Annotated in this window: 17 protein-coding genes; 10 read left to right on the top strand and 7 right to left on the bottom strand. The window is 61.5% G+C overall.

The window, feature by feature from the left end; genetic code table 11:
• Nucleotides 1-5: 5 nt before the first annotated feature.
• From CLV45_RS17505 to CLV45_RS17495, 3 genes are all read right to left on the bottom strand, one after another.
• Nucleotides 6-704, bottom strand: a complete 699-nt coding sequence (locus CLV45_RS17505; protein WP_100337776.1) for a metallophosphoesterase — start codon at nucleotides 702-704, stop codon at nucleotides 6-8.
• 206 nt (nucleotides 705-910) lie between these two features.
• Nucleotides 911-1,126, bottom strand: a complete 216-nt coding sequence (locus CLV45_RS17500; RefSeq protein WP_100337775.1) for a hypothetical protein — start codon at nucleotides 1,124-1,126, stop codon at nucleotides 911-913.
• 96 nt (nucleotides 1,127-1,222) lie between these two features.
• Entirely contained in the window at nucleotides 1,223-1,726 is a 504-nt protein-coding gene (locus CLV45_RS17495) for a hypothetical protein (protein WP_100337774.1), read from the bottom strand.
• 108 nt (nucleotides 1,727-1,834) lie between these two features.
• On the opposite strand from CLV45_RS17495, the gene CLV45_RS17490 reads away from it, so the two are divergent.
• The 9 genes from CLV45_RS17490 (at nucleotide 1,835) to CLV45_RS17450 (ending at nucleotide 9,353) form a co-directional block, all read left to right on the top strand.
• Nucleotides 1,835-2,428, top strand: a complete 594-nt coding sequence (locus CLV45_RS17490) for an NADAR family protein (RefSeq protein ID WP_100337773.1) — start codon at nucleotides 1,835-1,837, stop codon at nucleotides 2,426-2,428.
• A 360-nt stretch (nucleotides 2,429-2,788) separates the two neighbouring features.
• Nucleotides 2,789-3,058: a 4a-hydroxytetrahydrobiopterin dehydratase gene (locus tag CLV45_RS17485; protein WP_100337772.1), complete on the top strand. Its 270-nt coding sequence runs from the start codon at nucleotides 2,789-2,791 to the stop codon at nucleotides 3,056-3,058.
• Between the two features lie 443 nt (nucleotides 3,059-3,501).
• Nucleotides 3,502-4,200, top strand: a complete 699-nt coding sequence (gene rsmI / locus CLV45_RS17480; RefSeq protein ID WP_100337771.1) for a 16S rRNA (cytidine(1402)-2'-O)-methyltransferase — start codon at nucleotides 3,502-3,504, stop codon at nucleotides 4,198-4,200.
• Nucleotides 4,148-5,857 carry an apolipoprotein N-acyltransferase gene (gene lnt, locus CLV45_RS17475; RefSeq protein WP_245882905.1) on the top strand — a complete coding sequence of 570 codons (1,710 nt, stop codon included), beginning with the start codon at nucleotides 4,148-4,150 and terminating at the stop codon, nucleotides 5,855-5,857. The genes rsmI and lnt overlap by 53 nt, the downstream gene beginning before the upstream one ends.
• Nucleotides 5,858-5,913: 56 nt before the next feature.
• Nucleotides 5,914-6,132, top strand: a complete 219-nt coding sequence (locus CLV45_RS17470) for a hypothetical protein (RefSeq protein ID WP_100337770.1) — start codon at nucleotides 5,914-5,916, stop codon at nucleotides 6,130-6,132.
• Nucleotides 6,133-6,176: 44 nt separating this feature from the next.
• Nucleotides 6,177-6,989, top strand: a complete 813-nt coding sequence (locus CLV45_RS17465; RefSeq protein WP_100337769.1) for an inositol monophosphatase family protein — start codon at nucleotides 6,177-6,179, stop codon at nucleotides 6,987-6,989.
• 305 nt (nucleotides 6,990-7,294) lie between these two features.
• On the top strand, nucleotides 7,295-7,492 hold the full coding sequence (locus tag CLV45_RS25225; protein WP_211289966.1) for a FeoB-associated Cys-rich membrane protein: 198 nt from the start codon (nucleotides 7,295-7,297) through the stop codon (nucleotides 7,490-7,492).
• Between the two features lie 130 nt (nucleotides 7,493-7,622).
• Complete coding sequence (locus CLV45_RS17455; RefSeq protein ID WP_100337768.1) at nucleotides 7,623-7,964, top strand: hypothetical protein; 342 nt, start codon at nucleotides 7,623-7,625, stop codon at nucleotides 7,962-7,964.
• A 90-nt stretch (nucleotides 7,965-8,054) separates the two neighbouring features.
• Entirely contained in the window at nucleotides 8,055-9,353 is a 1,299-nt protein-coding gene (locus CLV45_RS17450) for an erythromycin esterase family protein (protein ID WP_245882904.1), read from the top strand.
• 244 nt (nucleotides 9,354-9,597) lie between these two features.
• On the opposite strand, the gene CLV45_RS17445 is transcribed toward CLV45_RS17450, so the two are convergent.
• From CLV45_RS17445 to CLV45_RS17430, 4 genes are all read right to left on the bottom strand, one after another.
• Nucleotides 9,598-10,617, bottom strand: coding sequence for an SPASM domain-containing protein (locus tag CLV45_RS17445; protein ID WP_100337766.1), 1,020 nt, complete (start codon nucleotides 10,615-10,617; stop codon nucleotides 9,598-9,600).
• A gap of 180 nt (nucleotides 10,618-10,797) precedes the next feature.
• Nucleotides 10,798-12,267, bottom strand: a complete 1,470-nt coding sequence (locus CLV45_RS17440) for a TlpA family protein disulfide reductase (RefSeq protein ID WP_100337765.1) — start codon at nucleotides 12,265-12,267, stop codon at nucleotides 10,798-10,800.
• A 198-nt stretch (nucleotides 12,268-12,465) separates the two neighbouring features.
• Complete coding sequence (gene radA / locus CLV45_RS17435) at nucleotides 12,466-13,851, bottom strand: DNA repair protein RadA (protein ID WP_100337764.1); 1,386 nt, start codon at nucleotides 13,849-13,851, stop codon at nucleotides 12,466-12,468.
• Between the two features lie 150 nt (nucleotides 13,852-14,001).
• Nucleotides 14,002-16,527 (bottom strand): T9SS type A sorting domain-containing protein, encoded by a 2,526-nt coding sequence (locus CLV45_RS17430; protein WP_100337763.1) that lies wholly within the window; start codon nucleotides 16,525-16,527, stop codon nucleotides 14,002-14,004.
• 137 nt (nucleotides 16,528-16,664) lie between these two features.
• On the opposite strand from CLV45_RS17430, the gene CLV45_RS25505 reads away from it, so the two are divergent.
• A complete protein-coding gene (locus tag CLV45_RS25505; RefSeq protein WP_100337762.1) occupies nucleotides 16,665-18,065 on the top strand; it encodes a sensor histidine kinase in 1,401 nt (466 codons plus the stop codon).
• Nucleotides 18,066-18,119 lie beyond the last annotated feature (54 nt).

Raw genomic sequence — 18,119 nt, 5'->3', positions numbered from 1 at the left:
ACTGGTTAGCGCTGCGTGATAAAGTAGGGCGGCTCGATATTGGGCTGCAGCGTGAGCTCAAACGAATCCAGCTCCAGCACGGCCAAGTGGGAAAGCTCGGGGTTGAGCCGGTACACGCAGCCCGTATCTAGGCCGATGGCCCCGGCCTTCAGCTTCACTTTCTGCTTTACCTGGGCCGTGGGCGTGGGCACGTGGCCGTGCAGCAGGCGCCGGCCCTGCAGGCGGGAAGCATCGAAGGTAAACTGCTTGGTATTGAGCATCGTGTGCCAGTCGGTGCGCATCTTCTCGGGCGGCAGGCGGAAGTTGAAGCCGGCGTGGACCAGCGTAAAGCCCTCAATATCGAGCTGGTAGGGCAGCGCCTCCAGCCACTGCAGGTAGGGTTCCGGAATGGCCTGGCAGTCGGGCACGCCGAAGCTTTTGAGCGTCAGGCTGCGGTCGGCCTGGGAAGCCCACGAGAGGTGAGTCCGCCCCCGGGCCGCGTCGAGCAGCTCCTGGTCGTGGTTGCCGCGCAGGCTCTGCACCTGGTAGCCCTGGGCCGTGAGCTGCATCAGGTAATCGAGCAGGCCGCGGCTGTCGGGGCCCTTGTTGACGTAGTCGCCCAGCAGGTAAAGCTCATCCTGCGGCCGCAACGCCAACACTTTCTCGACTAGGTGTCGGAAGGTGTGTAAGCAACCGTGGATATCAGTGGTGACGTAGCGGGCCATGCAGAAATGGAAGCCAGCCCAGGAGGTTGGGCCGAATTAGTTCTATACGGTACCGCCGCGGCTTCCGGTTTGCTCCTCCTTGCAGGCAGGGATTAACGGGCCCCATTGAAGCGCCTCCTAACTTGTATAACAAACCAGCGCCCGGCCTACGAAACAGAGTCGTGGGCCGGGCGCCGGGGTACTGGTAAGAAGGAAGTCAGACTAGCCTAGCTGTAGGGCGGCTTGTCGAGGTCGGGCTTTTCGAGGTTGCGGTTGGGATGGCGCTGGGGCGCATCCTGGGCTTCCTGCTCCAAGCGGTTTTCGGTTTCCTCGTCCTGCATGTTCACCGGCAGGTTGCCGGCGCCTTTGGGCTGCTCCGACTGGGAGGGGCTGCCGTGGTTTTCCTTGGACTGCTGGTTGGTGTTATTGCTCTTGTAAGGCATGGCGTTCTTCGGGTTAAAGGTTGAAAAGCAATGCAATAGAAAAAATAAACCACCGGGCACCAGGGCTGCCGCGTGGGTAGCGGCGGCCCCGCGGCCTTACTGGTCAATAGCCGTGTCGGTGGCGTTGGGGTCGGTTAGTTCGGCGTTGGTCTGGGTGGAGGCGCCTACTTTGGAAGGGTCGGGCTGAATCTGCTCCATCTGGCCCATGCCCACGCGGGAGTTGGGGTTTTGCATTTCGTCGCGGCCCCGACGGTCGTCGGCTTCGAGCTCATCCATCGGGGGCGCTACGCGGCGCTCGTCCATATCATCGTCGGCGGGCAGGTCCTGGTTGGGGCGCTGGTCGGCGCCTTCGTCGGCGGTGCGGAAGTTGTCGGCGGGGTGGTCGGGGCGGTCAGCGTCTTCGTTGACCGAAACGGCCGTGCTGCCCGTACCGCTGTCGGTGCCGTAGCCTTCCTTGCCTTCGCGGTTGCCGAAGCCCCCGCGGGCGGCTTCGTTCTTGGGCGGATCCGCGTCGGGAATGATGTGGCCGGCCTGAAACTCCTCGTTGGTCGTGTCGTCGTTTATCACCCGCACAGGGCGGTTATTTGGGTTAATAGCCATGGGGGTCGGTTGGGGGTTAGGTTGATAGGGTGGTAGGGAAGTGTACTAGGTTTTGCGGAATAGGGTTTTGCTGGGCGGTTGCGGGAAAGGCCGTAAACTGCGCCTGCTATGACGAACTCCGCTTCCTCCGCCCCTATTTATTCCCTGGATTCCCTCCGCGCCGCCCTGGCCGCCGGGCAGTCGTTCGAGTACCTCTATTTTTGGGGCCACACGCCCAAGCCGGGTGCCGTGGGCAAGGAGTGCTTCAGCCAGTGGTACCCGGCCGCTTTCGAGCTGGAAGGCCACAGCTACCCCACGGCCGAGCACTACATGATGGCCGAAAAAGCCCGGCTCTTTCAGGACGAAGCTACCCGGGCCGCTATTCTGGCCGCCAAGAGTCCCAACGACGCCAAAAAGCTGGGCCGGCAAATCCAGAACTTCGAGGAGGCCGCCTGGCTGGCCGCCCGCTTCGACATTGTGGTGCGCGCCAACGCGGCCAAGTTCAGCCAACACCCCGCGCTGCGGGAGTTTCTGCTGAACACCGGCCAGCAAGTGCTGGTCGAGGCCAGCCCCGTGGACGCCATCTGGGGTATTGGCCTGGCCCAGGACCACGCCGCCGCTGCCAACCCAGCTACATGGCGTGGGCTTAACCTGCTGGGCTTTGCCCTAATGCAAGTGCGCGACCTGCTGACTGGTTCAGATCATATACCTGAAATCAAATAGACATCATAAAAACATCCTATGCTGAGCCATGTCACGCTAAAATTTCCGGCAGTACCACCCGCTTTTGATACTGTTATCAGCAGAATCAGTAGTGTCGTAGGGCATGAATTAAGCTTTGACCCAGAAACATTTATTCTAAGTAGCAAGGAAATAGGGCGTCATATTGACCTGGATTTGGACATAAAAAAGCGCAGTTATTATGTCACGGCTTTTAACTCAACAGAGGGTAACGTTAGATACCTAGGGCTTACAGCTATATTCGTATTAGAGCAGCTGGGTGGAGCAATTCAGATAGATGTGCCTTTAACATCCCCTCGGCGGATACCAGAATGGGTTGGCCTTAGCTGGGAACAGGCCAAAATGCACCGTCTCGCTGAAACTACGTGGACCGAACAGGACAACAGCCTCTGCCGCAGCTTTCAATTCGCCGATTTCAAAACGGCCTGGGCCTTTATGAGCGAAGTGGCCGCCGAAGCCGAGCGCCTCGACCATCACCCCTGGTGGGCCAACGAGTACGGCCGGGTGGAATTTCGTCTGCGCACCCACGACGCGGGCAACACCGTCACCAAGCGGGACCACCGCCTGGCCGCCGCCATCGACGCCGCAGCCGCCCGCTACGGGGTGGGCTAACGAGTATCGAGAAAGGGCATCTCTGTATCGAAACTTCTTGTCTGTGTATAGAAAGTTATCTTCAATGGATAGATATATCTCTTCAATGAATAGAAATTTCCCTTCGATGAATAGAAGTTTCTCTTCGATGAATAGAAGGTCCTCTTCGATGCATAGAAATATCCTTGCGATGCATAGTGCAACCTCTTCGGTGCATATAAAGACCTCTTTGATGGATAGAAAAGCCGCTTCGGTAGATATAAGAAGCTCTTCGATGAATATATGGAGCCTCGCTGTAGATATATGAAGCATGAGGATATATCTATCAGTTTCGTCAACCTATCGAGTTTGCCTTACTATGTATCTATACCTTCCATATGCATATCTAGCACGGAGGAGGTAGTGAAAGTGGCTGGGCTAGTAAGCTTCCGCCAGGAGTGACGCCGCGTGTTACCTTTGCCTCTATGTCTGACTCGTCTGAAACGCCTACCGTTCTGTACCTCGTGCCCACGCCCATCGGCAACCTGGAGGATATCACCCTGCGGGCCATCCGAATTCTGGGCGAAGTGGATGTGGTGCTGGCCGAAGACACCCGCACCAGCGGCCGGCTGATGCAGCATTTGGGTTTGAAAAAGCCCATGCTGAGCTACCATCTGCACAACGAGCACCAGACCGTGCAGCGGGTGCTGGACCGCCTGGAGAAGGGCGAGAAGATGGCCTTGGTGTCGGATGCGGGTACGCCCGGAATTTCCGACCCCGGGTTTTTGTTGGTGCGCGAGTGCCTGGCTAAAGGGCTGAAAGTGGAGTGTTTGCCCGGGGCCACGGCCTTCGTGCCGGCGTTGCTCAAATCGGGCTTCGGGGCGGAGCGGTTCACGTTTGAGGGCTTTCTGCCGGTCAAGAAAGGCCGGCAAACCCGCATCCGGGAGCTACAGCAGGAGCAGCGCACCATGATTTTTTACGAGTCGCCCCACCGCATCGTCAAGACCCTGGAGCAGCTGGCCGAGGCCTTCGGGCCCGAGCGGCTGGCCTCGGTAAGCCGGGAGCTGACCAAGTTATTTGAAGAAACCGTGAACGGGACGCTGGCTGAGCTGGCGGCCGATTTTGCGGGTCGTGCAGCCATTAAAGGAGAAATCGTTGTCGTCGTTCAAGGAAATCGGGAATAGCAAGTGGGGGCCGGCGGGGCTGGCTTTCCTCACCGCGGCATTGTTATGGGTAGGCTGGCCGGTGCACCCTGCGCCCCTGGCCCTGCTCCTGCTGGTGGCCTGGGTGCCCTACCTGCGCCTGGAGCAGGTGCTGGTGCAGCGGGGCAGCAGCGGCTGGAAGGTGTTTCGCTACACCTACCTCACGCTGGTGCTCTGGAATTTGTTTGTGACCTACTGGGTGAGCTACAGCACGGTGGGCGGCGGCGTCACGGCCGTGGTGCTCAACGCCTTGCTGATGTGTTTGCCCACCATGGCCTTTTACCACACTAAGCGGCTGGCGGGCCCGGTGCTGGGCTATATTTCCTTGCCCATCTACTGGATTGCCTTCGAGCAGCTCCACCTGCACTGGGACTTCACCTGGCCCTGGCTTACGCTGGGCAACGGCTTTGCCCAGGCCAACCAGCTGATTCAGTGGTATGAGTACACCGGCTTTCTGGGCGGCTCGCTCTGGATTTGGGTGGTCAATATTCTGGTGTTCAAAGCCCTGTTTGGGTTGGGCTCCAAAACCGAAAGCTCCGCACCTGCCGCACCTCTGCGCCGCTGGGCTGCGCCGCTGCTGGCCACGGTGCTGCCCATCGGCCTCTCGTTGCTGGTTGGCAGCACCTACCAGGAAAAAGGCAAGCCGGTGGAAGTGCTGGTGATTCAGCCCAACGTGGACCCCTTCCAGGAGAAGTTTGAGGGCACGGCCAACTTCATTTCCTACGACGAGCAGCTCACCCGCCTGATTCAGCTCACCGAGAAGCAGCTGTCGCCCCAGACGCGGCTGGTGCTCTGGCCCGAAACGGCCCTGGACGAGCCCTACTGGGAAGCCAACTTCGAAAGCTACCCCAAGGTGCAGCGCGTGCGGCAATTCCTGAGTATGCACCCGGGGCTGGAGCTCATTACGGGCGTGACCAGCGTGGTGGCCTACCCCAGCAAGGAAACGGCCAGCGAAACGGCCCGCTTCCGCGACGACCTGGGCTACTACGACTTCTTCAACACGGCCGTGCACTTCCCCAGCGCCACGGGCCGGGCCGGGTTCTACCATAAGTCGAGGCTGGTGCCGGGGGTAGAAGGCGTGCCCAACTGGGTGAAGGCCGCCACCATCGACCTGGGCGGCACGGCCGGCGGCCTGGGCAGCCAAAAGGAGCGCACCGTGTACCGCATGGCCGCCGCCGACTCCACGTTGCGCGTGGCCCCGGTGATTTGCTATGAATCGGTGTACGGCGACTTTGTGAACCAGTACATTCAGAACGGGGCCACGCTGATTGGCATCATCACCAACGACGGGTGGTGGAGCGACTCACCCGGCCACAACCAGCACCTGCAGTACGCCACGCTGCGGGCCATCGAAACCCGCCGCGACATTGCCCGCTCGGCCAACACCGGCATTTCCGCCTTTATCGACCAGAAGGGCCGCATCCAAACCCAGACCGGCTGGTGGATTCAGGCCGGCCGCCGCTATACCGTGCGCCTCAACGAGGAGCTGACCTTCTACGTGCGCCACGGCGAGCTGCTGGGCCCCGGCATGCAGGTGCTGGCCGTGCTGCTACTGCTCGGCACCCTGATTAGGGGCCTGAACCGGCGCTTTGCCGGCCAGCCCGCCGCGGCTGAGCAAGCTGTAGCGCGAGCTTTGTAGTTCGCGCCCCCCGCGCCGACCGACCTGATAAAGTCCGGCTATCCTCAACTGACCCTATGGAACTTGTGCCCCCGTGGCTGCTGCCGCTGATTTTCTATACCATCATGCTCTGGTTTTACCGCCTGACGGAAGGCAAAACCGTGCTCGGCAAGCCCCGGCAGCAAGTGGATGAAGCTTGGCGCTCTACCACGGGCCGCACCTTGCGCCGGGCCATTATTATCGTTTCCGTGGCCTACACTGCCCTGCTCCTGCTCCAGCTGCGGGCCACGCTCTAACCCCGCTTTTGCAACCCGGCGCCCGCGCCGCAGTATTCCTGCTCATGACCGACCTCACCCAACTCAGCCTCGGCCTGGCCGAAGTATGCCGCCGCGCCGGCCAGTTTATTCGCCAGGAAGCCGCCTCTTTCGACCGCAGCCGCGTCGAAACCAAGGGCGTGCACGACCTGGTGTCGTACGTCGACCAGGAAGCGGAGCGCCTGCTCGTGGCCGGGCTGCGGGAGCTGCTGCCCGCGGCGGGCTTTATCACCGAGGAAGGCACCACCGGCGGCAACAGCCTGGCCACCAGCGCTGATACCGAGTACACCTGGATTATCGACCCGCTCGACGGCACCACCAACTTCATCCACGGCTTGCCCTGCTACTGCGTGAGCGTGGGCTTGCTGCACGGAGGGGAGCTGGCCGCCGGCGTAGTATATGAAGTAACCCGGGACGAAACCTTCCGGGCCGTGCGCGGGGGCGGGGCCTTCTGCAACGAGCGGCCCATCCGCGTCTCCGACGCCGCCACGCTGGGCCAGAGCCTGATTGCCACCGGTTTTCCCTACACCCAGTTCGGCCAGCTCCAGGACTACCTCCAAATTCTGGGGGCCTTTATGCAACGCTCCCACGGGGTGCGCCGGGTAGGCTCGGCCGCCGCCGACCTGGCCTGGGTGGCCGCCGGCCGCTTCGAGGGCTTCTTCGAGTTCAACCTCAACTCCTACGACGTGGCCGCCGGCATCCTGCTCGTGCGCGAAGCCGGCGGCAAAGTCACCCAGTTCCTGCAAGACGGTGACCCCCTCTTCGGCCGTCAGGTAGTAGCCAGCAACGGCCGCGTCCACAAAGAAATGCAGCAGACCATTGGGGAGTTCTGGCGTTAAGGTGCGAATGGGGAGGAATGTGCTGATGTGCTAATCGTCTGTCCTTGCGAGGCGCAGCCGTGGCCATCCGTCCTCTGCGCAGTACGACCTGCCCTTTTACCAGAAAGCCCTTTCCTGCATGCGTGGGAAAGGGCTTTTCACGTAAGGATACTTGGCGCATTTCAGCAGACGGGTTGCTTCGCAAGCTCGCAAGGACACATTCACCCCACATTCTGCACATTAATCACATTAGCACCTGAGCCCATTCCCCACATTAGCATATTAGACTCAAACTTTTCCCGCTTCTCCGTAGTTTTGTGCCTGTTATGAATCTGCAATACCTCATCATTGCCCTGCTCTTCTTGGCCGCTACGTTCTACGTCGGCCGTATTTTCTGGCGAGCCTTCTTCGTCAAAACGGCCAGCGGCTGCGCCAAGGGCTGCGGCGGCGCCTGCTCCACTATTGATGTGGACCGCCTGCAGCGGACCATTGAAAAGGCGACAACCCAGGCTGCGGCCCGGTAAGGAGCCCCGTACTGCTCAACTTCGGACAACCTGCCCCCGTGCCCGCTGCGTATAGCGGGCACGGGGGCTTCGTTTTTCGGCTCCCTTCCACTCACCAAACGCTGCCCTACCAACCTGAACCCCTACGACCATGCAAGACAAAGAAGAAGAACGCTCCCTGATAAATGTTGAGAAAAAGCTTAGCGCCGATGGCTTCACGCAGGATTTCGACGTGCGAGCCGGTCGGTTGGAAACGATTAATAATGAATCCAAGAGAAGCTACGCTCCCGAGGAAGTAACCATCGTGGATTTTTACCGCTTCGAAGGCGAGAGTGACCCCGACGACATGTCGATTCTCTACGCCATTGAGTGCGTTGATGGGGTCCGGGGCACGATTTCCAACGCCTACGGTACCTACGCCGACGCCGATACCGACGCGTTTCTCCAGAAAGTGGAGGACCTGGGCAAGAACCTGAAGAAAGCCCATAAGTAAGCGTTGCGCTTACCCCCTTTAAGCTCAACGGAGCGCGCTTTGGCCCAGCCAAGGCGCGTTTTTGCGTTTTCACCCCACCCAACCTGAACCGTGAAGACTTCCTCCCTCCCCACCCACCCGCTCCGCTCTGCCGCCGACCTCGACCCGCTTATGGCGGCCATCGGCGACGCTCGTATCGTGCTGCTCGGCGAAGCTTCCCACGGCACCCACGAGTACTATACCTGGCGCACGGCCCTGACCAAGCGCCTGATTCAGGAGAAAGGCTTCCAGTTTATGGCCGTGGAAGGCGACTGGCCCGACTGCTTCGAGGTGAACTGCGCCATCAAGCAGGACCAGCCGGAGTACGGCAGCGCGGCCCGGCTGCTGCAAACCTTTAACCGCTGGCCGACCTGGATGTGGGGCAACTGGGAAATAGCGGCCCTCATCGACTGGCTGCACCGCCACAACCAGCAGCGGCCCCTGCCCGAGCGGGTGGGCTTCTACGGCCTCGACGTATACAGCCTCTGGGAGTCGCTGCAGGAAATTCTACACTTCGTGAATAAGCAGGGCGACGGGGCCGTGGCCGCGGCTCACCAGGCCTTTAAGTGCTTCGAGCCCTACGGCGACGACCCCCAGGAGTACGCCCAGCACGTGGCTTTCGTGTCGGATGACTGCGAGGACGAGGTGACCCACATGCTGCAAAGCCTACGGCGGCAGCTGCGCACGAGTACCCCGCCGGCCGGGCTGGAGCGGGAAACTGCCTTTGCCGCCGAGCAAAACGCCCTGGTGGCCGTGAATGCCGAGCGCTACTACCGGGCCATGATTAGCGGCGGCCCCGCCTCCTGGAACGTGCGCGACGGCCACATGATGGAAACCCTTACCCGCCTGCTCGACCTGCACGGCCCCGACAGCAAGGCTATTATCTGGGAGCACAACACCCATATCGGCGACGCCCGCTACACCGACATGGCCCGCGACAACACCGTGAACATCGGGCAGCTGGCCCGGCAGATGTACGGCCGGAACCAGGTGTTTGCCGTCGGTTTCGGCTCTTACCAGGGCAGCGTTATTGCGGGCAAAAAGTGGGGGGCGCCCTGGGAGGTAATGCCCGTGCCGCGCGCCATCCGCGGCTCCTGGGAAGAGCTGCTGCACAACCAGCTACAAGGCGAAAACGCCCTGCTGCTTTCCCCGGAACTCAAAGGCACAGCTGCCCTGAAGCAAACCTTCGGCCACCGGGCCATCGGCGTGGTCTACCGCCCCGAGTTTGAGCAGTTCGGCAACTACGTGCCCTCCCTCATGGCTGAGCGCTACGACGCCTTCCTGTTCATTGACCACACCCAGGCCCTCCACCCCCTGCCCACCGAAGTAGCCCAACACACGCCCCCGGATATGTACCCGTGGGCGGAATAGCGGTGATTGAGTGAGTTGTCGTTCAGTGGCACCTGTCCTTGCGAGTACGGAGGACATCCACGCATTAAGCGGCGTCAATCTTTCATCTGGTAGTGACCAACGCTCTTTTACAAGAAAGCCCTTTCCTACGCATGTGGGAAAGGGCTTTTCACATTATCAACCGCAGCATATTTCAGAGGACGGGTTACTGCATCTGCGTCTCACAAGGACAGGCGCCATCGAACGACAACTCACTCATTCACCGCTACCCCCACACTTTGGTGCCTTCGGTGCAGTTGCGGCACATTTCTATCTGGTCCCGGCCTTTGAGCAGGGAGGCGCGAAACTGTTGGTACTTGGGGCCGTGCCAGAGCTGGCGGAAGGTTTCGGTTTTGAGGTCCCCCTGGCGGTACTCGGCGTCTTTGTCGAAGCAGCAGGGTACCACCAGACCGTCCCAGGTGATAACGCAGCTGTGCCACATCTTCCAGCAGTGGTCCAGGAGCTTGTTCTTGATGCTCCAGGTGCCGTTGTTGTTCTCGTAGCGCGAGTAGTAGTCGATGGTGGGAATGAGCGGGGAGCCTTGTTCGTAGTCGTAGATCTGGGCCGTTTTAAACCACACGTCGTCCACGCCCAGGTCCTTGGCCAGTTGCTTGGCATCCTCAATCTGGTGCTCGTTGGGCCGTACCACCAGAAACTGGAAGATGATGCGCGGCGTGCTGGATTTCAACTCTTTACGCCACTTGACAATATTCTTGGTGCCTTCCAGCACTTTGTCCAGCTTGCCGCCCACCCGGTACTGCTGGTACACTTCCTGGGTGGTGCCGTCGAGGGAAATAATGAGCCGGTCGAGGCCCGACTCCACCGTGCGCCGGGCGTTGTGGTCGTTGAGGTAGTGGGCGTTGGTACTGGTGGCGGTGTAAATGCCCTTGTCGGCGGCGTACTTTACCAGGTCCAGGAAGTTGGGGTGCAGGTATGGTTCGCCCTGGAAGTAGAAAATCAGGTACCACAGGCGTTGGTGCAGCTCGTCAATGGTGCGTTTGAAGAGCTCGTCGGGCAGCATGCCGGTGGGCCGCGTGAAGCTGCGCAGGCCGCTGGGGCACTCCGGGCAGCGCAGGTTGCAGCTGGTGGTGGGCTCGAAGCTCAGGGCCAGGGGCAAACCCCAGTGCCGGGCCCGGCCCGTGAGCTTGCTCAGGGCGTAGCCACCTACCACCTGGGCCGTGTTCAGGGCCCGGCGCGGGGTGAGCTTGCTCAGGAAATTCAGACCGTCGGTAAGAGTAGAAGCCATGCGGGAGCAAAGGTCGGCAACAAGAGCCGAAGTGCGGCAAGTAACCCCAAGCCCGGGGAAAGAGTTTGCCCAACGAATGCCGCCGGCCAGCGCCGCAAACCGAAGGCAGAACCTACTACAAAGAAAAAACGCCTTCCAGCGAACGGGAAGGCGTTTTGGGTTCTGTTAAAACAATGCCGCTTATTTACCGGCCGACGAGGGCAGCGTGCTGCTGTAGGTAGAGGCTTTGCCGAACGACTCCTTGATTTCATCCACGGCGGCGCGGCTGCTCAGGCGCTTGGGCTTGGTGTTGAGAAACGTGCCGTCCTCGGCCAGCAGGAAATACGCCGGCACGTCCTGGATGGCGTAGGCCCGGGCAATGGCGGAGCGCATACCGCCGGCAGCCCGCACGTGGGTGCCCGCCAGCTTTTTACCAATAACCAGCTGCTTCCAGGCCGGCTCGTTCTCGTCGAGGGCCACGTTGAGAAACACGATGGGCTTGCCGTCAAACTTCTTGGCCAGCTCGGCCGCGTAGGGCAGGTCCCGCAGGCTCAGGCCGCTGGTCGTGCGCCAGAAGTTGATGTACACCAGCTTGCCGCGCAGGCTATGCAGGCTTACACTGTCGCCGGTCGAGGAAATGAGCTTAAAATCCGGGGCCGGGGCCCCAATGGCAAAGGCCTTGTGGGTTTCGAAGTCGTGCTGGAGCACGGGGTAATACTCGTTCTTGGTATCGATGCTGCGGTAGTTCTGCAGCATGGCCGCCGACTGCTTTACGTGCCCGAAGCGGAATGACTCCTGCAGCACCCGGCCCATAATTATGGCCCGCACGGGGTCGGTGAGCTGGTTTTTGGCCATGTCGTAGCACACCTGGTAGAAGTCGGGGTCGGAGCGCTGGTGGTTGCTGGCCACGGCCAGGTGGTGCACGTAGTTGATCAGGAACTCCTGGTACTGCTCGTTCTGCAACGCCGCCGGGTTGTTAACCAAGGCTTTGTCATTGAGGAAGTCGTAGTAGGTCGGCGTCATCTTCAGCCGGCCCTCGGTGGCCACCACTTGCTCGCGCAAATCCTGGAAGGTGAGCCGGTCGTTGGCGTAGCTGTAGTCGATTTCGGCTTTGGCGTACTCCTTGAAAGCGGGGCTAAGCTGGTTGTCCTGGGCGTAGTTGTCGAAAAACTTCTTTTCCTCCTTGCGCCGGTAGTCCAGAAAGGACAGGAAGGGCGCTTCGTACAGGTTGATATTGTCGGGCAAGACCTGGAACCCGTCGTTTTCCACGAACCGCTCATCGAGCTCGGCCAGGTAGGTGTTGGCCTCCGCGCCCTTGCCCTTAAAGCTCACTGATGAGGACAGGTCTTTGCCCTTAAAGCGAATTTCCATGGCGTTGCCGGGTTCCAGAAACAGGCTGGCTACGTCGTCGCCGTATACCAGGTCGGCCTTGGTAGGACCGTTCACGGTCACGGCCAGCCGAAACTCCCCGCGGTTGTCGACCTTGGCATAGGTAATCTGCTCCTTGGGATCCAACGGACTTTCGCGCACGGACACGGCCACCGTATCGTTGGTCTTATTACTGATTTTGCCAGTCAGCATCACGGTGCCCTGCGCCCGGCCCAGCAAGGGCAAGGATAGCAGCGCACCCACGAGCAGGCTAGGTATACAGGAGCGAAAAGAATATGCCATCGGTAGAGGTGGTATCAAGCGCTAGTCATTCGAAGAATCAGCTTTGACCTAGGCGGCGTTGACAAAAGCCGAGCAGCCATAGGATTTCGCGGGAAAAGCCAATTCTTATACCGAAGATACGGCATTCGGGTTGAGAAAGTCCAATCCAGATTTTGGCTTTTTTCGTAACGGGCCCTCAGAGCCAACGTTTTGAAGGTTTTACCCGAATAATCCGCTTAGGACTTCATCCAGCCGGCCTACCGGTTGAGCCCTAATTCCGTAGCGGGCCAAGTCTAATCCGCGGGCGTTGAACTGGGAGATGTACATTTCTCGAAACCCCAGCTTCTCAGCCTCCGACAGGCGCTGATCCAGCCGGCTCACCGCCCGGATTTCCCCGCTCAGGCCCACTTCGGCCGCCAAACACACGTTGCCCGGAATCGGCAAATCGTTCAAGGACGACACCACCGCCGCGCACACGGCCACGTCCAGGGCGGGGTCGTCGAGGCGCAGGCCGCCGGCAATGTTGAGGAACACGTCGTGCTGGCCCAGGCGCAGGCCGCTGCGCTTTTCGAGCACGGCCAGCAGCATGTTCAGGCGCTTGGCATCGAAGCCGGTGGCCGAGCGCTGGGGCGTGCCGTAGGTGGCGGGCGTCACCAGGGCCTGCACTTCCACCAGCAGGGGCCGGTTGCCTTCCAGCGTGGCCCCGATGGCCATACCGCTCAGGCTTTCGGTGCGCTGACTGAGCAGAATCTCCGAGGGGTTCGAAACCTGGCGCAGGCCGGTGCCCTGCATTTCGTAAATACCTAACTCAGAAGTTGATCCGAAGCGGTTCTTGGTCGTGCGCAGGATGCGGTAACTCAGGTGCCGGTCGCCCTCAAACTGTAAAACCGTATCGACCATGTGCTCCAGGATCTTGGGGCCGGCAATGGAGCCATCCTTGGTGATGTGGCCGATGATGAGCACCGGCACGCCGGTTTCCTTGGCAAACTTGAGCAGCTCGGCCGTGCACTCCCGCACCTGACTCACCGAGCCCGCCCCCGACTCCACCAGCCCCGAATGCAGGGTCTGAATCGAGTCGACGATGACCACGTTGGGCTGAAGCTGGTCAATCTGCTTGAAGATATTCTGGGTGTTGGTTTCGGTCAGGATGTAGCACTGCGGGTGCTGGGGCCCCAGCCGCTCGGCCCGCATCTTGATCTGCTGCTCACTTTCCTCGCCCGAGATGTAGAGCACCTTCATCTGCTGCAGGCTCATGGCAATCTGGAGCATGAGCGTGCTTTTGCCGATGCCCGGCTCCCCGCCAATCAGCACCAGGGAGCCCGGCACGAGGCCCCCGCCCAGCACCCGGTTCAGCTCCCCATCATTGGTGTCGAAGCGGGATTCTTCCTCGTAGTGAATTTCGCCGATGGGCCGGGGCTTGCTCACCGTTTTGCCGCCGGGGCTGGCCGTGGGCGGCTTCCAGGAGCCAGCCGCCTGGGTGTCGTCCTTCTGGATAACTTCCTCCACGTAGGTATTCCACTCCCCGCAGGACGGGCAGCGGCCAATCCATTTCGCGGACTGGGCCCCACATTTTTGACAGAAATAAAGAGTCTTAAGCTTGGCCATGAAAACAAGGTAGCAGGAATACTAAAGAATGCGCGGGGCGGCTAAATAGTTTGGCAAGAACGGACTTTTTACGAGGCCACGCGCCACCACCAAAAAAGCCGGCCCGTCTGCTGACGGACCGGCTTGGTAAAGCGAAGCTATATACGTCGTTTAGGGCGTAACCACTACTTTCTGCTGGTACAAGCCGCCGGCGTCCTGCACTTGCAGCAAATAGAGGCCGGCGGGCACGGCCTGCAGGCTTAGCCGAGTAGCAGCCTGGCCAGCGGGCACCGTCCAGGTGCGTACCGGGCGGCCCTGCAGGTCGAGCAGGGTGGCGGGCCGGGCCTCAAGGGCCGTGGGCAGCTGCACGGTTACGGCTTCGTGGGTGGGGTTGGGGTAGACTGTGAGCGGCTGCGTAGCCACCGCATTGCGCGTGGCCAGCGTGGTGTTGGTGAGGCGGGCCAGGCCAATACGCACCTGCCCGGCCACGTAGCGGAAGGAGCCGTAGAGCAGGATTTTGCTGTCGGCGGGCTGCAGCTTGATGCCCGTTACGATACCGTCATTGGTAAAAATGGAGTGGGGTACGGCCACCGGGCTGAAACCAGTATCCAGACTGCCATCAGCAGTAAGGCGCACCAGCGCGGCGTTGGCCCCGGGTGAAGGCGTGTTGTCCCGCAGAGCCAGCAGACGGCCATCGGGCTGCACTAGGCGCGGAACATAATAACTCGTTACGCCCGAGTAGGTGGGGTCGGGGGCGCCTTCGGTCGTCAGGCGTACGAGACCGTAGGGGGCGGCCTGCCCGTTGAAGCTGGTAAAGGTGCCGCTTACTAGCAGCTTGCCGTCGGGCTGCATCAGTACCTGGTAGCTGGCCCCGGAGCCGGCAGCGCTGCCCACCGAGAAGCTGTTGTCGGCGCTGCCATCGGCGTTGAGGCGGGTTACGGTGGTGACGAAGGTGTTCACGACATCGGCCACCACGACCAGCTTGCCGCTGGGCTGGGTCAGCACTTGCAGCACGCGCCGGTCGGTGGGGGCACTGGCCGGGACGAAGGTATTGTCCAGGCTGCCGTCGGCGTTGAGGCGTACTAGTCCGCTCAGGCCGGTGCGGCTGCCGTAGCTGGTAAAGATGCCGTAGGCAAACAGTTGCCCATTGGTCAGCACCGTTACGCCCTGCAAAATGACCAGGCCCGAGCCAAACGTCTGGGCGGTAAAGGTGTTGTCCAGGGTACCGTCGGCCAGGTAGTGGCGTAGCGTAGTGCCGTTTATGACGTAGAAGCTGCCATTGGCCTGCACCTCCTGCAGCGCTCCGGTGGCTAGTGCCGTGAAGTTGCCGTCCAGGCTGCCGTCAGGATTGAGGCGGCGCACGGCGTTGGCTGCTCCAGCCACGGCCTGCCCATTGAGCTGGGTGAAGTTGCCGCTGACCAGCAGCTGCCCGCTGGGCAATGGCACCACCTGGCTCAAGGTACCGCGGGCTTCGATAGTTGGGGCAAAAGCTGCTTCGGCCTGGCCCGTAGCCATATTAAGGCGTACCAGCCCGCTGTAGTTGGCTCCGTCGTACTGCGTGAAGCCCCCGGCCAGCAGTACTTGCCCGGTGGGCAGTACCGCCAGGGCATTGGTGGCGTTATTAACGCCAGCACCGGTTGCGAAGCCGGCATCCAGGCTGCCGGTAGCCGTCAGGCGGGCTACTCGGCCCCGGCTCACCCCGTTTACCTGCGTAAAGGACCCCGTAATTAGAATGCTGCCGCTGGGCTCCAGATACAGGGCCCGCACGGTCCCATTAGCGCCGGTGCCCGGCTGAAAAGAGCTGTCGTAGGTACCGTCGGGCAAAAGGCGGGCTATGCGGCTAACGGGTTGGCCACCCAGCTGCGTGAAGCTCCCGCCCACGAGCAGCTTGCCGTCGGGCTGCTGGGCCAGCGTCGACACGGGGCCCACCGTCGTATTGAGGTTAGCGGTATAGAAGGTGGGGTCAATGGCTCCGCTGCTGGTTAGGCGAGCAAGCGAGGCAATATTCTGGCCGTTGAGATTCGTGAAGGTGCCGCCGACCACGATCTTGCCATCGGCTTGCACCACGATGGCCCAAACCATTTCCCCCTGCACCAGCGTGCCCGCTACGCTGAACGAGGAGTCCAGGGAGCCGTTGGAGTTCAGGCGCACTAGGCCGCCGGTTGGGGGAGTATTCTGCAAGCTTGGGCCCCCACCCACCAGAATCTTGCCGTCGGGCTGCAACGCCAGGCTGCCGATCTGGCGCACGGAAGCGGCCGACCCAAACGTAAACGTATTGTCGAGCGAACCGTCAGCGTTGAGCCGCACCACCATGCTGCGGGCCTGCTCATTGAAGGTCGTGAACCCCCCGCCCACTAGGATTTTGCCGTCGGGCTGCACCAGTACCGCCGATACGTAGCCGTTGGCACCCAGGCCATTCGCGTTAAAAGCCGGGTCGGGCGTGCCATCGGGGTTGAGCCGCAAAAGCTTGCCCGTGAGGTTGCCGTTCACGAAGTCGATGCCCCCGCCCACCAGGATTTTTCCGTCGGCCTGCACGGCCAGTGCATTCACGGCTTGCAGATTGCCCACCGCCAGCGGCGTTTTCAGTATCGTGGGCTTAAAGGTCAGGTCCAGGGACTGGGCCTGGGCAGAAAAGCAGTTGCTAAGCCAGCTTACGAGCAGAATAGCCAGCAGTTTACAGGTAAGAGTTGGACGCATACACAACAGTTGGTATAAGAAGGAATGGTCGAAATTTAGGGAGAAAAGTCGCCAGCTACGATATTTCTATCCGGCGCAAACCAGCCTTCTTCTACGCGGTTTCCCCTATATTCCCCTTCCCTAACGCCCCGGCCCCCATGACTGCTACCCTGACCGCTGCCGACCTGCTGGCCGTTCCTACCTTCGTGGGCTTGCCGCCCGAAACCCTCGACTGGCTTATTGCCCACGGCGAGCGGCGGGCTTATGCTCCCAACGAAACCGTGCTCCAGCCCGGCGACGAGGCCCAATACATGATGGCCATTCTGGCCGGGGGCCTGCAATACTACGCCGTGCGCAACGGGCAGCGGGAGCCGATTTTCCGCCAGGAAGCTGGCCAGGTGAGCGGGGTGCTGCCCTACTCCCGCCTGCGCACCGCGAGTGCCTACGGCCTGGCCGTGGGCCATACGGTGCTGTACTTGCTGCACCGCGACTTATTCCCCCAGCTCGAGCAGGCCAGCCCCGAGCTGGTGCAGCGCCTGGTGAGCCTGATGAGCGACCGGGCCCGCGACGAGGCCCGCGGGCAGGAGCGCGACGAGAAGCTGCGGGCCCTGGGCAAGCTCTCGGCCGGCCTAGCCCACGAGCTCAACAACCCCGCCGCCGCCATTGCCCGCGGCGCCCAGGCCCTGCAGGAGCGGGCCGCCGCCAAGCCCGGCCTGCTGCTGGATTTGGTGCGCCACTGCCCCGAGCCCGACGCCCTGGCCGCCTTGGCCGCCCTGGCCGTGCCCGGCGAGTCGCCAGTGCATGTGCTGTCGGCCCTGGTGTGCGCCGACCGGGAAGACGAAATTGCTACCTGGCTCGAAGACCAGGGCGTGCCCGACGGCTACCGCCTGGCCGCCGGTCTGATGGAAGCCGGCCTGACGATGGAGCAGCTCGAGCCGGTGGGGGCGGCACTGCCCCCGGCCGCCTTGCCGGCGGCTTTTGCCTGGCTCGAAGGCCAGCTCACCATGCTGCGCCTGATTCACGACGTGCAGGAAAGCGGGGCCCGCATCAGCACCCTGGTCCAGAACGTGAAAACCTACTCCCACATGGACCGGGGCGGCGACTACGCCCTGCTCGACGTGAAGGCCGGCCTCGAAAGCACCCTAAATATGCTGGGCTTTCAGCTGCGGGCCAAGAACATCCGCCTCGTGCGCGACTACACCGAGCCATTGCCCGCCATCCGGGGGCAGGTCAGCAGCCTCAACCAAGTCTGGACCAACCTGCTCGACAACGCCATTGACGCCCTGCCCCCGGGCGGCGAAATCACCGTGCGCACCCGGCTGGAGGGCGACTTCCTGCGGGTCTTCATCCTCGACAACGGCCCCGGCATCAAACCCGAAGTGTTGCCCCATATCTTTGAGCCCTTCTACACCACCAAGCAGGCCGGCGACGGCACGGGCCTGGGCCTCGACATTGCCCAGCGCATCATCCGCAACCACGGCGGTCGGCTGGAGGTGCACTCCCAGCCCGGCCACACCGAGTTCTGCGCCTGGTTGCCCGTCGGTGAAGTGGTGAGATAGTGAAATGGTGAGTTATCAGCATAGTAATGGACTAGCCGCCCAATAGTATTTCTC

The sequence above is a fragment of the Hymenobacter chitinivorans DSM 11115 genome (assembly GCF_002797555.1).
Lineage (GTDB): Bacteria > Bacteroidota > Bacteroidia > Cytophagales > Hymenobacteraceae > Hymenobacter > Hymenobacter chitinivorans.
This window is presented reverse-complemented; position numbering and strand designations above follow the sequence as displayed.